Here is a 15189-nt window from a genome sequence, read left to right as displayed (position 1 = left end):
GTTATTAAAAAACAAAATGTGTATGGTACAGTTTAGGTGTTGATTGCAATTTGATTAAGCCGGTCAGAAACTCCAACGTCCGCTTACTTTTAGACGTCAACATTTATAGTTTTTTTAGTTAACAACCTTTTCTAGTCAAGTTGTTAAATCTTCCAATAATTTTCTCCATCACGCCAGCTATCGGCACTTATATCCAGCGCTTAACCGATTGATCAAATAGGGTCCTCTTATTATGCCTGTCCAGTAATTTCATCTAGTAATTTCTGTAATTTCCGTCCAGTAATTTCCTAAGAGTCTAGTTCTAATCTAGTTTGTGGCTGTCCATGTATCACTTGTCAAATGTAAATCCGTAGATATCTCCAGCCAACTGAATGGCTAGCAACCAGTCGTTGTCAGGCTATAGAAAACCGGTTCAGCAATATTACTAGCGTCCACATTGTGCAATAAACTACAGCTATCAAAGGTTGCATAGCCTTTAGGGACTATATAAATAGAGTCGCCACTGGGTAAATCATACACTCCCCAATCGGCGGTAATAGTATCGTTAGCATTGAGCATAATTTCATAAGAACCCTGCAGTATTTTGACAACATTAGTACCCACAGGTGTAAGGTGACCCAATGTCGTGCTAACGGTTGTGTCGCCTAGAGAAACTGAACCAAGAGCCAACTTGTGTTGGTTTGATAAAACCGCTTTAGTATAGGTGAGCGTGTTAGCTGATTTTAAAGTACCTTCTAAACTAGTCATTTGTGCTGTTACAGCATCACCTTGTAAATCAATAAATCGAGGCGCGGCTACTACAGAGAGAATCCCTAGAATGACAATGACAATAATCAGTTCAATTAGGGTAAAACCCCGTTGTATATTGTGTTGCATTAAAACGTACTCGTGGGGTTGTTATCAACCAACTTATATAAACCAAATGGTAACTGAAGTATAAAGAGTTAAATTAATGCTGTCATTTGTCCTACTGATAATTTTGGTTCCTTTTCATTAACAGTAAGTCCCACTTAATCATTAATTAACACTAAGTCCAATTATTGGGTGATTTTGCCATAAAAGTTAAATTAACTAATATTTGGTCAAAATAGCCACTCTTTAAATTTTCTCATTCTCTAAATTAGATTTAAATTTCACTAAAAATCATAAGTGATTGTTTTATATTGGTATTTAATTTTGGCATCGTCGTTGCAAAGTCATGTCAAGTCACTTTGAAGACTTACAACAATCAACGGAAATAGGAAAATATGATGAACACACTAACTAAAGTAATCGCAACTGCAGCATTAACCCTTGCCTCAATCGGTGTCGTAAACGCTTCAAATGTTGTGGTTCCCGCCGACAATTACGTTACCAGTAATCTTTGTGCTGTTGCCACTGAAGGCAGTAAGATAAAAATGTCACAGGCCATTAAAAAATCTGGATTGAGTAAACGTTATGTGGCAACAAAAGTGACTTGTAACGATTTACAATTCATGACATTCATCGAACAATACGGTAGCAATGCGAATGACATGAATGACTTTTTGACAGGCGGAAAATACAGTAACACCGCGGATATGGCAGCCGTAACTTCTCATAAATCATTATAATCGATGGTGCTAAATCGTTTAGCCACTCCCCATCGTCTACTTAATACTGAGTATGGCGATGGGTTGCTAGTTATATAATTTCATGCCTGCCAATATAAATTAAAAACAACAACCTACCTTATACCCACTGGCGATGTTGCTAGTAGCTGTTGCTTTTCAGTTTATTTTCTCTTCGCTTCGCTACACAAAATGACCCGTCGAATACAGTGTGATACACAATGATAATAAAGATTATTAGAAAGGATGATTTGTCGCTTCCCTGCTCGTGGCATGTTGAACCTCGTCGAATTCTATTTCCTTGAGTGTAACTAAACGCGAAAAATTGATAGTACAGTTTGTGGCTGTCCATGAATTAGTCCAGTTTGTGGCTGTCCATGAATTAGTCCGTCCATGAATTAGTCCAGTCCATGAATTAGGTCAATGAATTATCGTTCATATATTGGCTCATCGATCATTAATATAAGGTAGTTAATAACAGTTAATTTCGTTTAAGTATGTTAATTCTTGCTATCTATAAAAAAATCTTTAACACCCGTTCTTGGTGTTAAAAATTAACATTTTATTTTCTAATAATTTACAAAATAAATAATGTTCCACATTTAAAACAGTGTAATTGTCGATATTTTTTAAAAATAGCCATGAATTTTTAAAATAATATTTCAAATTCACTTTGTTTTTGTAAATCAATATTTTTTAAATGTTAATAAACTTCTTGTTTTAAATATGAGATACCATTTATTATGTAAAAAATAATGAAAGAGATATCAACAATGATGCAAAAGGTGGGTGTTTATTAATTGTAATTGCTTATTCGGGCGCTACGTTGATGTTCGAAGATGATTATGAAGTTTTACTTTCTACGTGACGAGAAACAACACTCAATTTGGTCGATTAAATAAGGCGCAACCCCTTTTACAAGAGTATTAGCTAATGAGGGGCAAAAACAAAGCTAATCGCTGTGCTACGCCTATGTGTTTTATTTACTAAGGAAAAGCAATGAACCGTGTAAAGTACACTTTGCTAAGTATTCTAATTGCCACCTCAATAACTGTATTAGCAAAAGAGAGTAATTCAATATCACCTAGCCTTACCGAAGTTTGGCAACCCGTTAAGAAAGTCCAAGTGAATAATAATATTCCTTCTGATGCGATTGTGTTGTTTGATGGAACGAGCACAAATGCGTGGGAGCAGGCCAATGGGAAATTTATGGGGGAGCCTATAACCTGGGATGTTGAAAATGGCGTAATGACAATTCCGTCTCGCGTCAAAGGACCTCAAAATATAAGAACTAAAGAAAAATTCTGTGATATTCAACTACATATCGAATGGCGTATACCGAGCCCCATAAAACACAAATCTGGGCAAAAAGACGGTAATAGTGGAATTTTCATTCAAGAGAGATACGAAGTTCAAATACTCAACTCCCACGATAATGAAACTTATGCCAATGGCCAAGCTGGCGCTATATATAAGCAGTCAATTCCTTTGGTAAATGCAAGTAAACCGACGATGGAATGGCAAAGTTACGACATTATTTATACCGCACCTCAATTTAACAATAAACAAGAGTTAACCCAACCTGCGTTTATCACGGTTCTTCATAACGGTGTATTGATTCAAAACCACAGAGAAATATTAGGTAGCACGGTTTCTCGCGGCGCGCCAAGTTACGAACACCATGGTTGTGAGGCCATAAAAATACAAGATCATAGCTCCAAAGTTAGCTTCAGAAATATTTGGTTAAGAAAACTTTAATAATCGAAGCAAAGAGTTTCGTAGAGAGAAAGTAATGAAAAAAATGACACCTAAAATACCCTTGTTCTGCTTGGGATTATTCAGTATCTCGTTATTTTTAAATGGCTGTGGCGCTTTTGATGACAGGCCGACTACTAAGGTTGAGGTAGCGGATGGTAGCCAAAATTTTAATTTTGATGGTATTGCTTTTAAACCAAATACTATGTGGCAGAAAGTAGGTGATGCGACAATAACAGAAGATATGCTTGGGTTTACCCTGGCTCAAGGCGACGCAGTATTGCTAAATCGTGGCAAAGATAATTTACTTGTTAAAGGAAACTTATTAGAAACACACCAGCAATATAAAGATTTTCATTTTAGTGTTGACGTTAATATAACGCCAAAAACTAGATCAGGTATCTCTATTCTTGGTCGGTACCGAATCAATATAGCGGATATGTATAAAGCCAAAAAAATAAGACCTACGAGTATGGGAGGGATTGACCATCGATATGACGAAGAACGAGAACGTAACGTTAGATATGATGGTGTAAAACCGAAGGCTAATCCTTCAAAACCACCCGGACAATGGCAAACGCTTGAAATAGATTTTAAGGCACCTCGTTTCGATAACGATGGGTTAAAAACTGAATATGCGCAGTTTATTTCAGTAAAATTAAATGGTGTGCCGATTCATAAAAACCAAGTTGCTACCGGCCCAAGTCAAGATGCTCAATATCTAAATGAAACATCTCACGGACCGATTTTCCTTATTGGGAATAGTGCCCCTGTTGCTTTTCGAAATTTAGTTATCGAGCCTAAAGATTTTTCACATATACCCGCTGCGAGACCCCTAAAAGCTGGAAATGAAATACCGTTAGGAGTGAATACGGGCAAACCCATGATTAATCTTGTAAAACAAGGTAAAGAACTCTTTCAAGATAAAGGCTGTAAAGAGTGTCATACGATAGATAAAAATTCGAATGCAGTAAAATCGGGGCCAAATTTATTTGGTGTGTTTTCTGACAATACGAAAGTAATAAGAGTTTATGACAGCGCAGAGCAACATATAACTAAAATTAAAGCAGATGATCACTATCTAATGCAGTCACTTCGACAGTCGGCATTATACTTAGCAGTAAGAAATAACGCAGATAATTCGACGAAACAGTTTTTACCTATCATGCCGTCATACAACGCGGAAGCAATATCTAATAGTGATATCACTGCAATATTGAGTTACTTAAAAACGCTGAATGAAAGTAAAGATAAAGGTCCCGCTTATATTTGGCAAGAAGCACCAGAAAAGCCATATGTGTTAACAGAAGATTTAAGTGCAGAACTCGTTAGCAATAAGCCAAGGTTAGTTCGCGTTAATATTGGGCCTGAAGTGTCTGGTCGCGCATATCATGTTGGTTTACCCAATGCACGTAACTACAGCTTTGACCCTCGCACCTTAGCGGTTGAGCTAATTTGGTCGGGTCGCTTTTTGTCTTTAAAAAACGAGAAAAAGAATCGGGCTGACAAGGCCAGTGAGATTGGTGAAGGCGCAGTAAAGTGGGATACAACATCATACACCCACTTATTTCAACCGATTTTATCAAATGGAAAGGCCGTCGATTTTACCTTTAAAGAACCAAGTGATACCTCAGAAGAAAGCGTGATTGCAAACTTAAATGACAACAAAGAATTTGCCGAGTATATGGCCGAAACCGATGCTGGGTTTATTGGTGTGAATACGGAACAAGGCGAAATTCCTTGGTTTAATTATCGTGTTGAAAATAACAGTGTATCGGCGCAAATAAACATTACTGATGACAACCAAATACAGGCTAACTTTAAGGTAAAAACAGCGTCAGCTTTACGCTTATCTTTAGCTGACACCTCACTGATAAATATTCAGGTATCGCACGGTAAAGTGACTGGCAAGGTTTGGCATTTACCCAAAGGTGTAAACCAATTGGTCACGTTTAGCGCAAGCTTTAAAAAGGCACCTAAATTTAATGAATTAAACGATAAGGTCGTTAAGCAAAGTAATGAAAAACAAGCCCTTGTTTGGAGCGACGCTTTCAGTGAAAGTGCATCTTTACCAGCAGGGTATCGTCTTGAAAATTCATTAGCGCCAAATGATAAATTTGGAAGACAAGTGTTGTTTGAACCATTAGGTATCGCTTTTACTGAGCAAGGTAGCGCCTATGTTAGTACTAGAACATCGGGTGTGTGGAAAATTACAGACAATAATTGGCAGCAATTTGCTGAAGGTATTTTTGACTCATTAGGTGTGGTTGTTGATAGCGAGAATACGATTGTTGTAGGTGAAAAATCTGGACTCACTCGTTTAAGCGATGTTAATGATGATGGTTGGGCCGAATCTAGGGTTAACCTGTCGGATAGTTTTACCTTTAGTTCTAATTATCATGAGTATTTACATGGTCCAATTAAAACCTCTGCTAACGAGTATTTCTACACCTTAAATTTGGGACATGGTTTATCGGGTAGTTATCGCGCAGAAGGCACAATGGGAACGGGAGGAGGTTACCGTGGTTGGGCAATGAAAGTAGATGCCAATGGCAACACCATCCCATACGCCAATGGTATGAGAAGCCCTGCGGGACTAGCAATAAATGCTGACGGAAAAATGTACTATACGGATAATCAAGGTGATTTCCAAGGTACCTCGAAACTGCATGTTTTAAAGCCAAATGCTTACTATGGACATCCGGCGAGTTTAGTCGATGTACCAGGAAAGACGCCAACAAGCCCTGATATTCAATGGGACGAAATGAAAGGTAAGCGCGATTTACCTGTTGGTTTGTTACCTCATGGACGCGCAATGAATTCACCTGGTAGTCCTGTGTGGGATACAACAGGCGGCGGTTTTGGTCCGTATAAAGGACAAATGTTCATTGGTGACCAAACTAAATCAAACATCTTTAGAGTGCATACTGAAACGGTAAACGGGGTAGAGCAATCAGCATTATTACCCTTTATGGCGGTTACTGCATCGGGGGCAATGAGGTTAACATTTTCACCTTTAGATAATAGCTTATGGATTGGGCAAACAGGCAGAGGATGGTGGCCCAAAGGCGGCAACTTAAATGCCTTACAGCGCATCGTTTACGATGGAGAAACTGTGCCTCAGTCAATTTATTCTATTGAAGTGCAAGCCGATGGATTCAAGGTTAATTTAACTAAACCAATAAGCAAATCTGAACGCCACACTTTTGACAATTTAGTGATTAGTTCGTGGTACTACCTAGAAAACGCTAATTATGGTTCAGAAGAAAAAGAGATGCGTGTTGAGAAAACAGCAATTAGCAATTGGAGTAAAGACGGCAAGTCTTTCCGTGTAACGGTCGAAAACTTCAAGGTTGATGAAAATAGACCTGCAGAACATACATCACGTGTATATGAAATAGATCTATCAAAAACCGTGTTAGGCAAGGGCTTATCTGAGTTTCATACCAAAGCTTGGTATACCTTAAATAGTATTCCCAAAAGATAATATTCAAAAAATGTTAGTTAGAGAAATTGGCGGAAAACTTACGGTGTAAAAAACTATCAAGCAATCGTGAATTAAGTGGGCTTTAGCTCCCCGCAACCCTGCATTAAAGTTTGAAAACAACACAATAGAGTTCTTATGATTCTCAGCTTGGTTAATGGGTTGAATATGCTCAACCCGTTGTCTGTCTGACGAGCACCATTTATTCGGCTATTTTCCGTATTTGCTTTCTACATCTTGTTTTAAAGCAATATCGAAACACTCCATACGTTCTTTTAATGCTTTTACTTTTTCAGGGTATTTGTTAATTAAGTTCTCTTTTTCTGGCGCATCCAGCTTAATGTTATACAACTTTTCACTGAGTTCTTGGCCGTTAATTTTCTGTTGTTGGTTTGGATTGAAGCCTTTATAAATAAACTTCCAATCGCCCAATCTGATGCCATCTACGGTGCTGGTATTAGCAGAGTAATAAAATATCTCTTTACGAGGAGAATCTTTTTGTTCACCGCTTAAAAAGCGAGAAATATCAACCCCATCGTAAATTCTATCTTTGGGTAACTCAATTCCAGCATAGTTTGCAATGGTTGGAAATAAATCGAGTGCTGAAACAATTTCGTCGCTTACGGTTGGCTCTATTTCTGTGGGTGCCCATATAATACCTGGTACACGTAAGCCTCCCTCGTAGGTTGTAAATTTACTACCTCGTAATGGCTTCGCTGAGCCTTTGCTGTTCGGTCCGTTGTCAGAAGTGTAAATAACCAAGGTATTCTTGTCTAAACCTTGTTCTTTTAAGGCTTTCATTACCTCACCTACGCTCCAGTCAATTTCTTGTACTGCATCATAAAACGGACCACCTTTGCTTGAGCCTTTGAATTTTTCACCGGTAAAAATGGGCAAATGTGGAAAAGTATGTGCGAAATATAAAAAGAACGGCTTCTGTTTATTTCTTTTAATAAATGATACTGCTTCTTTTGTATATCGCTCTGTCAAGGTTGATTGATTAGCGGGATATTCGATAACCTGATTGCCTCTCATTAAGGGGACTTTTCTCTTTAGTTTTTTATAAGCTTTCAGGCCGTTAGTTGCTATTTGATTGGCATCGTAATGTAATTGTTCAAGGGTATAACCTTCATTTAAAACAATATCTTCGGCTATGTCCATATTAGGCGCAATGGACATGTCATTACTATATGGCAGGCCATAGAAGTAATCGAACCCCTGAGCAGTAGGCAAATAGGCTTTTTCATGACCGAGGTGCCATTTACCAATAAGACCAGTAGCGTAATTTTTTTGTTTTAACAATTCCGCAATCGTGATTTCTTGTGGTGGTAAGCCCTTTCCAGTATAGACAGCAGGACTTGAGAAAACTACGTGCTGAGCACCTGCACGCACCGGCATTCTGCCAGTTAACAAAGACGCTCTTGAAGGCGAACAAACGGAAGAGGCTACATAGAAGCTGGTTAATTTCATTCCCTCTTTTGCTAACTGATCAATATAGGGTGTATCCGCTTTTTTTGATCCAAAAGAGCTAAGGTCTTCATACCCTTGGTCATCAGAGAAGATAACCACAACATTTTGAATCTTACTTTGTGCAGTTGCCATAGTGAATAACAAACAGCTCGTTAACAACAGTGGTAATTTTTTCATTGTATTTATACTCGTCGTATTATCGTCTAAATGTAGCGTCATATAGGCATAAATAATTTGCTACAGCCTTTTTTTGTAAGGTTTACTTTTTACTTCAGTTATATTTTAAATATCGTGGGCTTAGCGTTTCATTAAAGCTTGTAAGTTTGAAAATATTTGTTTTTCTTGTGCTGACAATTCATCTAACTGAACCGACTTAGTTTGATAGTGACCATTATATTTTTCGTAAATAGTATCTTTCCCTATATCGCTAATTTTGACACCATAATTGAAATTTCTAATCCAAGTATCTTTCTTATAGCTAATTTGAATGTGGCTTTTATTAGCCTGTTGAGCGTATTGCTGCTGGTCGTTTAATAATAAAGGTTTCAAGCTAAGGCCATGATGTGGGTAATCTTCGGCTAATGGTATACCTGTAAAATCAAGTAAGGTGGGCAAAATATCAGAGAGCTCAACTAAACGTGTATGATTTACTTTTGGTTGGATGACACCGGGCCAGTTAATAATCAACGGTACACGAGTACCGGCGTCGGTTAATGTACCTTTAGCGCCTTTAACTAACTTGTCAGGACATTGAGTAGTAATAGGTTTGTCGGTGCCATTGTCACCAACAAAAATAATTAGGGTGTTTTCGCGCAAACCTAAGGCGTCTAATTTATCAATAATACTCCCCACCATTTTGTCGGCATATTGCACCATGTCTTTGAAATGAGCTGTTTGCTCTTTAACTCCGCCGGGTCCTTTTTCTGAAATTGAACCTAGTGATTTTCCATCCCAATCGGCCGAATCAGGCGTGGCATCGAATGGCCAATGTGGCAGCAACATAGGGTAATACAGTAAAAAAGGCTGATCTTGGTTGCGCTCAATAAAGCCAGTGAGTTGATTAACTAAAACATCGGGACCATATTCACCTCCTGAAAAATTAACAGCTTTACCATTAAATTCTAATTGAGGGTTAGGGTACCGGCTATCATGCTTGGTACCTTCACGTAAACGAGGGCGAGTATGTTGCCACAGCCAGGAGCTGTCAAAACCAAAATGCTGAGGTGAGTCTATTTCTTTACCCAATTGCCATTTACCCGCAATGGCCGTTTTATAACCGGCACTTTTTAAATAATGGGCAAAGGTGGTTTGGCTCCTATCAAGCTTCGCAAATCGTTTATAGTTGCGTAAGTTATATAACCCTGTCATTAACTTAACACGTGATTGCGTGCATTTAGGATTAGCAAAAGCATGTTCAAATCTAACGCCTTGAGCAGCCAGTTCATCTAGTACCGGTGTATTATATCCGGCACAACCATTGGCAGATAAACATTCATAACCCATATCATCGGCTAGAATAAGCACAATATTTGGTTGCTTAGCATGGATGCTTATACTGACTAAACCCGCAATAACACCCATTAACAAAGATTTAAGTGATTTTCTTATTTGCATGATAGTTTCTTATTTAAGTAAAAGAGATTTATGCCTAATGCTTTGATTGCGGATCGAATGGGCGCCTATTAAATGAATTTAATGATCGTAAAGGCTAAACAAAATAATAGAGCGCACTTACAATCTATTTACATAGTAAATAATGTTTCATATTTAAAAAAGGTGTTTATCAGTATTTTTTAAAAATTAATTATAGGTTTTACAATTATTTCTTTAAGTCACACTTTCTATTGATTTAAGTAATTTTGATCCATTTTTCAGCATGACAAACAACATAAACAACATGGACAGCCACATTTTTAGATAGCATGACAACAACATGGACAGCCACATTTTTAGATAGCATATTTTTTGCTTTTAATAATGAGTGGATGATAACGAAAAGGTTTTAATATGCTCATTATCTAGATAAACAGATGAGGCAAGTTCATTTTTTGCCGAATGAACGCGATTAAGATTGATTTAGGGTGATGTGAAGAGTATTTCTTGTGCAAAGAAACAATTGAAATGAAAAGTGACTTTAGTGGAGTCGTTAGCCTACAGAATTCTTTTGCCGACGTTTTCGCTTATAGCGTTTCAAGGTGTCTGATTGCCCTGCAGCCACGCTAAAATTGGTTTCAAAGGTCAAAAATATATCTTGCCAGGTGTGTTCATCCAACCCTAAACGTTGCAATATGGGTGATTCACTCATATCAATTGCCCCTCTTTTATTGGGATTAAGACTGCGACCAGATAGGTCAACCAACTTAAGATATTCGACTAAATCGAACATTAGTCCCTGCGGTTGTGGCTGCTTTGGGTTGCCAACAAAAGGCATTAACGTAGAGGGCTGATAACCTTTCTTAAAATCATGAATACGGCGTTTCACACTAGTGTGGTTAGATGACTCTGGGGTTGTTGCCATTTTTGCCCGGATAGGGTTTAAGTCTACGTACACCATGCAAGCTGCCAATGCATGTTCATCCAATAGTGCTTGTGACTTGAATCGCCCTTCCCAAAAGTGACCGGTACAGTCGTCTTCCTGATTCGCTTGTCGAGCAATCGGCTCATTTAATTCTCGCATAAACCAGCTAATGTCGGTTAAGCGATTATGATAAACGGACAAGGTTGACTGGAGTGTGATTTGTTCAGCGTCTGTGAACACGGGAGTTTCTTTTGAGGTTAACCTTTGTGAGAGCAAGGTTCCTTTGTGAAGCTTGTGCCAGCGCTGAGCAATCTCTGTATCCGTCCAATGTTTAGCTTTGTCAGCATTAACATGTAACACCACATGGGTGTGATTACTCATCACTGCATAGGCACAAACTTCGATGGCAAATACGGTTGTTAAAAACAACAACCTGTCTTCTACCCACTGGCGACGATGTTCATAGCTTTTCCCTGTCAGTTCATCTTCACCACACAAAAAGGCACGCCGGACACATCGGGATACACAATGATAATAAGGGGTATCTGAAAGATTGATTTGTCGCTTCCTTGCCAGTGGCATAATTCACTCCCTGAATTAATCATACTAAAGCATAGTTGATTCTATTTTCCTAAGAGTCTAGTTCTAGTCTAGTTTGTGGCTGTCCATGAACCACATATTGTCTAGTTTGTGGCTGTCCATGAATAATAAGTAACCCAAATTACCTTTTTGATATGGGGGACTCCTTAAATGACTCCGCCATTGGCACGTATTACCTGACCATTAACCCAGCCCCCATCTGTACTTGCCAGGAACGACACTACAGATGCAATATCATCTGGTGTTCCAAGTCTCCCAAGCGGACTTATTTTGGCCATACGGTCTGTCAACTCGTCCGATTTGCCGTTTAAAAACAATTCAGTTGCTGTCGGCCCCGGAGCCACGGCGTTAACCCTAATATCTTTTCCACGCATCTCTTTGGCCATAATTGCCGTTAGGGTTTCTACAGCCGATTTTGTAGCAGTATATACACCGTAATTCTCTAGTTTGAGACCCACCACACTTGTCGAAAAGTTGATCACACTTCCGCCATGATTAAGCCGGACTGAAGCCTCTCGCAGAGTATTGATCGTCCCCTTGAGATTAATATCAATTTGTCTGTCGACGTGTTGTGCATCCGCTTTGGCAAGAGGTTGAAGATCCATAATTCCAGCGTTGTTCACTAGCACCTCAACATTCCCTAATGTTGATTCCACTTGGTCGAACATGGAACTCACCGAAGCGGCATCAGATACATCAGCTTGGTGAGCAATTGCGCGGCCACCAGCCTCTGTAATTTGTGTAACTACATTTCTTGCAGCGTTTTCACTTCCTACATAATTCACCACTATGGCAAACCCATCATTTGCCAAGCGTCTAGCGATACTGGCCCCGATACCTCTTGAAGCGCCGGTTATTAAAGCTACTTTGTTAATACTTATCATAATTATTCCTCAGAAAAGATTGTTTGTTTGAGCGATTGAGAAAGTATCATTTTTCATATTCCGAATAATTAGCTAATATTCGGAATGACTATCCGAAAATTATGAATAATAATGGACAGAATCGATGCTATGCGCGTGTTTACGCGGGTCTTGGAGAGACAGAGCTTTACCAAAGCCGCCGAAGACTTGAATATTGCCCGTTCCACAGTGACCGATGTGGTGAAGAGGCTTGAAAAAAGAATTGGTGTTGTTTTACTTGAGAGGACGACGCGACAAGTCACTCCAACTATAGATGGTGAAGCATTTTATCGACGATGTTTATCGATAATCCAAGACGTTGATGATGCAGAGACCGTATTTTCAGGGGCAAAGCCCAAAGGAGGATTACGGGTCGATGTACATGGAACGTTGGCTCGCCACTTCTTAATGCCTAAACTCCCGCAATTTCTAACCGCTTACCCGGACATTGAGCTGTATATGAGTGAGGGTGACCGGTTTTCAGATGTCATTCGTGAAGGTATTGATTGTGTCATTCGGGTTGGAACGCCAAAAGTAGAAGACTTAGTGAGTAAACAAATTGTGTTATTGGAAGAGGTAACAGTGGCCTCTTCCGAATATTTGAGGCTATTTGGTACCCCAGCTAGTATAAAAGATCTCAAAACCCACAAAATCGTTGGTTTTCGGGCTACGGGAAGTAGCGTGGCAACGCCGCTGGAGTTCTGCATTGAAGGCACGATAAAAACCGTCTCTCCCAAAATATCACTGACCGTTAATGCTGCCGAATCATTAGTGGCTGCGGCGAGATTAGGCCTAGGTATTGTCCAGGTTCCTCGTTATCATGTTCAATCAGATATAAAAAACGGTACATTGATTCCAATACTGGAAAATTATCCTCCCACTCCTTCCCCAGTATCTATTTTGTACCCACGCAATAGACAGCATGCTTCGCGGGTAAAAGTATTTATTGATTGGTTGGAGACCGTGTTTTTAGACACTTAGTAATGCAGCTATTGATCTTTGAATGTTGAATCTCGTCAATTATTCGAAAACTATCAAATAAGAGTGATGACCCATTGTGGTCGGGATGGTGTTATCAATCGGGTAAGATGAATGCTGATCCCCGTTTATTGGGTAGAGCCGTAAAAAAGGGTGTAAAAAAACGCTGTTAAAACTCGCAACCCCTTATTTTTAAAGGGATGCGGGGGAGAAAATGGTGGCCCGACCCTGACTTGAACAGGGGACCTGCCGATTATGAGTCGGATGCTCTAACCAACTGAGCTATCGGGCCATTTGAGGATGTTTGGAACTTGGATTTCCAAAACGGTGCGCAGTATAAGCAGTTTTTTTGGCGTTGTCATTATTTTGTATGGCTGATATCACCGTTTGCTTAATATTTGTGCGTTTTTGTTGTGGAGCGATGAAAAGGTAACGGTTAAGCTACCTTTTCTCGTGGTTTTTTGCAAAGTTAGTAGGGCAAAGGGATAGCATTGCCATTCAAAACTGCATTTCCGTCCTTGAGTGAGAACTCTAATATCAACTTATCATCCTTTTCCACTAGAAAGCCTTGTAACTTGAGTCCTTCGATCATGTTTGGTACTTGCTGTGCTGCGATAAGTTCTATTTCTTCTTGTGACATCTCGGCCGTTTGTGGGTTTAGTTGCAACTGGCTAGTCACGTAACGAGTGAATAATAAGTTTGCGACATCTTTATCTAGTTCTAGTTGCGTTTCTGAAACTGTGTGATCGATCCAGAATTTAGGGTCTGCAGTTGCATCTGGCATTGCATCAATTCCAACTAATTGATTGTTGCTGTGACCTGATATCTTTCCTTCCGGTAAATTGGCTGAAAGTTTGCTGATGTTTAGCTGTGGTTGGCTTTGTAAAAGCGGTAGCAAGTTTTGGGTTATGAAGCTCATTGATTGTTGCTGCATTTGATATTCGTCTAATCCAGATAAGGATTTTGCAAACTCTTGATATGCTTTGATGAACACTAGGCTTATACGATTTGTTTCAACATCTAATTTAATGTCGGTCACATCGTAGTCCATGGCTTTGACACTCTCAATCTTTAAGTTCTGAGCGATATTCATGAATTGTTCTTGCTCATCAATTTCTGACTCCACTGAAAACAATAGTTCTTTTAGTTTAACTGACTGTTCCGTTTCGCCAACTGCTAACAAATTCATTTTATCGATTTTCATTGCCGCATTTGATTCAAATATTTCGCCACTCATCGCTGCGAATAGTTCACCTTCGGATTCCATTGAAATTTCGAAATTTTCTATTTCGAATTTACCTTCGTCTGACGTAAACTGAAACGACTTCATATCTCCTTCATACGAAAAGCCACTACCTGATTGTTCTCCTTCCCCCTGATAACCAGAAAAAACGACTTTCTGATTTTCACTTTCTTCAATAACAGAGAATGGCACAATGCGATCTTCCATATCGATACCACCTAACAAACCCTTACCTATGGTAAGTTCGTAGAAATTGGTATCTTCTGGCCAATCAAGTTTACTTCTTAATAAATCACCGTTATAAACTAGTTCCCAATTGATCAAGCCGATATCCAATCCATCGGTAAAAATCACTGGACCATGATGAGACGTAAAGTCCAATAACACCTCTGTATCGTCATCAGCCCAAGGTATGTCTGAATTAGCCGCCATTTTAGCTAATGACATTTTGACTTTGAGTGTGCCATTGGAGCTGAACCAACCATCTTTTAATTCTACAACTTCTACGTTGTAGCCATTAATTTTATTGATTTCAGTTATATATTGGTCAATGTTACTACTGACTTGTGTGCTGATGTATTTAGGTAATATAAGAATTGCAGCTAAAACAATGGTGAGAACAATATAGCGTTTTTTCATTGTATGAAACG

Annotated in this window: 10 protein-coding genes and 1 tRNA gene; 4 read left to right on the top strand and 7 right to left on the bottom strand. The window is 39.1% G+C overall.

Annotated elements, in window-relative coordinates; all coding sequences use genetic code 11:
* Positions 1-375: 375 nt before the first annotated feature.
* Positions 376-876: a prepilin-type N-terminal cleavage/methylation domain-containing protein gene (locus tag VUI23_RS15080; RefSeq protein WP_342804868.1), complete on the bottom strand. Its 501-nt coding sequence runs from the start codon at positions 874-876 to the stop codon at positions 376-378.
* Between the two features lie 371 nt (positions 877-1247).
* On the opposite strand from VUI23_RS15080, the gene VUI23_RS15075 reads away from it, so the two are divergent.
* The 3 genes from VUI23_RS15075 to VUI23_RS15065 all read left to right on the top strand — a co-directional run bounded on the left by VUI23_RS15075 (position 1248) and on the right by VUI23_RS15065 (position 6831).
* Complete coding sequence (locus VUI23_RS15075) at positions 1248-1592, top strand: DUF3718 domain-containing protein (protein WP_342804867.1); 345 nt, start codon at positions 1248-1250, stop codon at positions 1590-1592.
* 996 nt (positions 1593-2588) lie between these two features.
* Positions 2589-3347, top strand: a complete 759-nt coding sequence (locus VUI23_RS15070) for a DUF1080 domain-containing protein (RefSeq protein ID WP_342804866.1) — start codon at positions 2589-2591, stop codon at positions 3345-3347.
* A gap of 34 nt (positions 3348-3381) precedes the next feature.
* Positions 3382-6831 carry a family 16 glycoside hydrolase gene (locus VUI23_RS15065; protein ID WP_342804865.1) on the top strand — a complete coding sequence of 1150 codons (3450 nt, stop codon included), beginning with the start codon at positions 3382-3384 and terminating at the stop codon, positions 6829-6831.
* A gap of 207 nt (positions 6832-7038) precedes the next feature.
* Here the strand turns inward: VUI23_RS15065 and VUI23_RS15060 are convergent, their stop codons facing one another.
* The 4 genes from VUI23_RS15060 to VUI23_RS15045 form a co-directional block, all read right to left on the bottom strand.
* Entirely contained in the window at positions 7039-8475 is a 1437-nt protein-coding gene (locus VUI23_RS15060; RefSeq protein ID WP_342804864.1) for a sulfatase, read from the bottom strand.
* 120 nt (positions 8476-8595) lie between these two features.
* A complete protein-coding gene (locus VUI23_RS15055) occupies positions 8596-9912 on the bottom strand; it encodes a sulfatase-like hydrolase/transferase (RefSeq protein ID WP_342804863.1) in 1317 nt (438 codons plus the stop codon).
* A 532-nt stretch (positions 9913-10444) separates the two neighbouring features.
* Entirely contained in the window at positions 10445-11398 is a 954-nt protein-coding gene (locus VUI23_RS15050; protein WP_342804862.1) for a transposase, read from the bottom strand.
* Between the two features lie 164 nt (positions 11399-11562).
* Positions 11563-12300 (bottom strand): SDR family oxidoreductase, encoded by a 738-nt coding sequence (locus VUI23_RS15045; protein WP_342804861.1) that lies wholly within the window; start codon positions 12298-12300, stop codon positions 11563-11565.
* 111 nt (positions 12301-12411) lie between these two features.
* On the opposite strand from VUI23_RS15045, the gene VUI23_RS15040 reads away from it, so the two are divergent.
* Positions 12412-13299, top strand: coding sequence for a LysR family transcriptional regulator (locus VUI23_RS15040; RefSeq protein ID WP_216048000.1), 888 nt, complete (start codon positions 12412-12414; stop codon positions 13297-13299).
* A gap of 212 nt (positions 13300-13511) precedes the next feature.
* On the opposite strand, the gene VUI23_RS15035 is transcribed toward VUI23_RS15040, so the two are convergent.
* Positions 13512-13588, bottom strand: a tRNA-Ile gene (locus VUI23_RS15035).
* A 177-nt stretch (positions 13589-13765) separates the two neighbouring features.
* Entirely contained in the window at positions 13766-15178 is a 1413-nt protein-coding gene (locus VUI23_RS15030; protein WP_342804860.1) for a DUF945 family protein, read from the bottom strand.
* Between the last annotated feature and the right edge of the window lie 11 nt (positions 15179-15189).

The sequence above is a fragment of the Alteromonas sp. M12 genome (assembly GCF_037478005.1).
In the GTDB taxonomy this organism is placed as follows: Bacteria; Pseudomonadota; Gammaproteobacteria; order Enterobacterales; family Alteromonadaceae; genus Aliiglaciecola; species Aliiglaciecola lipolytica_A.
The sequence above is the reverse complement of the archived record's forward strand: the minus strand, read 5'-3'. Positions and strand labels throughout refer to the sequence as shown.

Coding starts and splice junctions, on each gene's coding strand:
- VUI23_RS15075 (WP_342804867.1), top strand. CDS start 1,248: ATGATGAACACACTAACTAAAGTAATCGCAACTGCAGCATTAACCCTT.
- VUI23_RS15040 (WP_216048000.1), top strand. CDS start 12,412: ATGGACAGAATCGATGCTATGCGCGTGTTTACGCGGGTCTTGGAGAGA.
- VUI23_RS15065 (WP_342804865.1), top strand. CDS start 3,382: ATGAAAAAAATGACACCTAAAATACCCTTGTTCTGCTTGGGATTATTC.
- VUI23_RS15080 (WP_342804868.1), bottom strand. CDS start 876: ATGCAACACAATATACAACGGGGTTTTACCCTAATTGAACTGATTATT.
- VUI23_RS15070 (WP_342804866.1), top strand. CDS start 2,589: ATGAACCGTGTAAAGTACACTTTGCTAAGTATTCTAATTGCCACCTCA.
- VUI23_RS15045 (WP_342804861.1), bottom strand. CDS start 12,300: ATGATAAGTATTAACAAAGTAGCTTTAATAACCGGCGCTTCAAGAGGT.
- VUI23_RS15055 (WP_342804863.1), bottom strand. CDS start 9,912: ATGCAAATAAGAAAATCACTTAAATCTTTGTTAATGGGTGTTATTGCG.
- VUI23_RS15030 (WP_342804860.1), bottom strand. CDS start 15,178: ATGAAAAAACGCTATATTGTTCTCACCATTGTTTTAGCTGCAATTCTT.
- VUI23_RS15060 (WP_342804864.1), bottom strand. CDS start 8,475: ATGAAAAAATTACCACTGTTGTTAACGAGCTGTTTGTTATTCACTATG.
- VUI23_RS15050 (WP_342804862.1), bottom strand. CDS start 11,398: ATGCCACTGGCAAGGAAGCGACAAATCAATCTTTCAGATACCCCTTAT.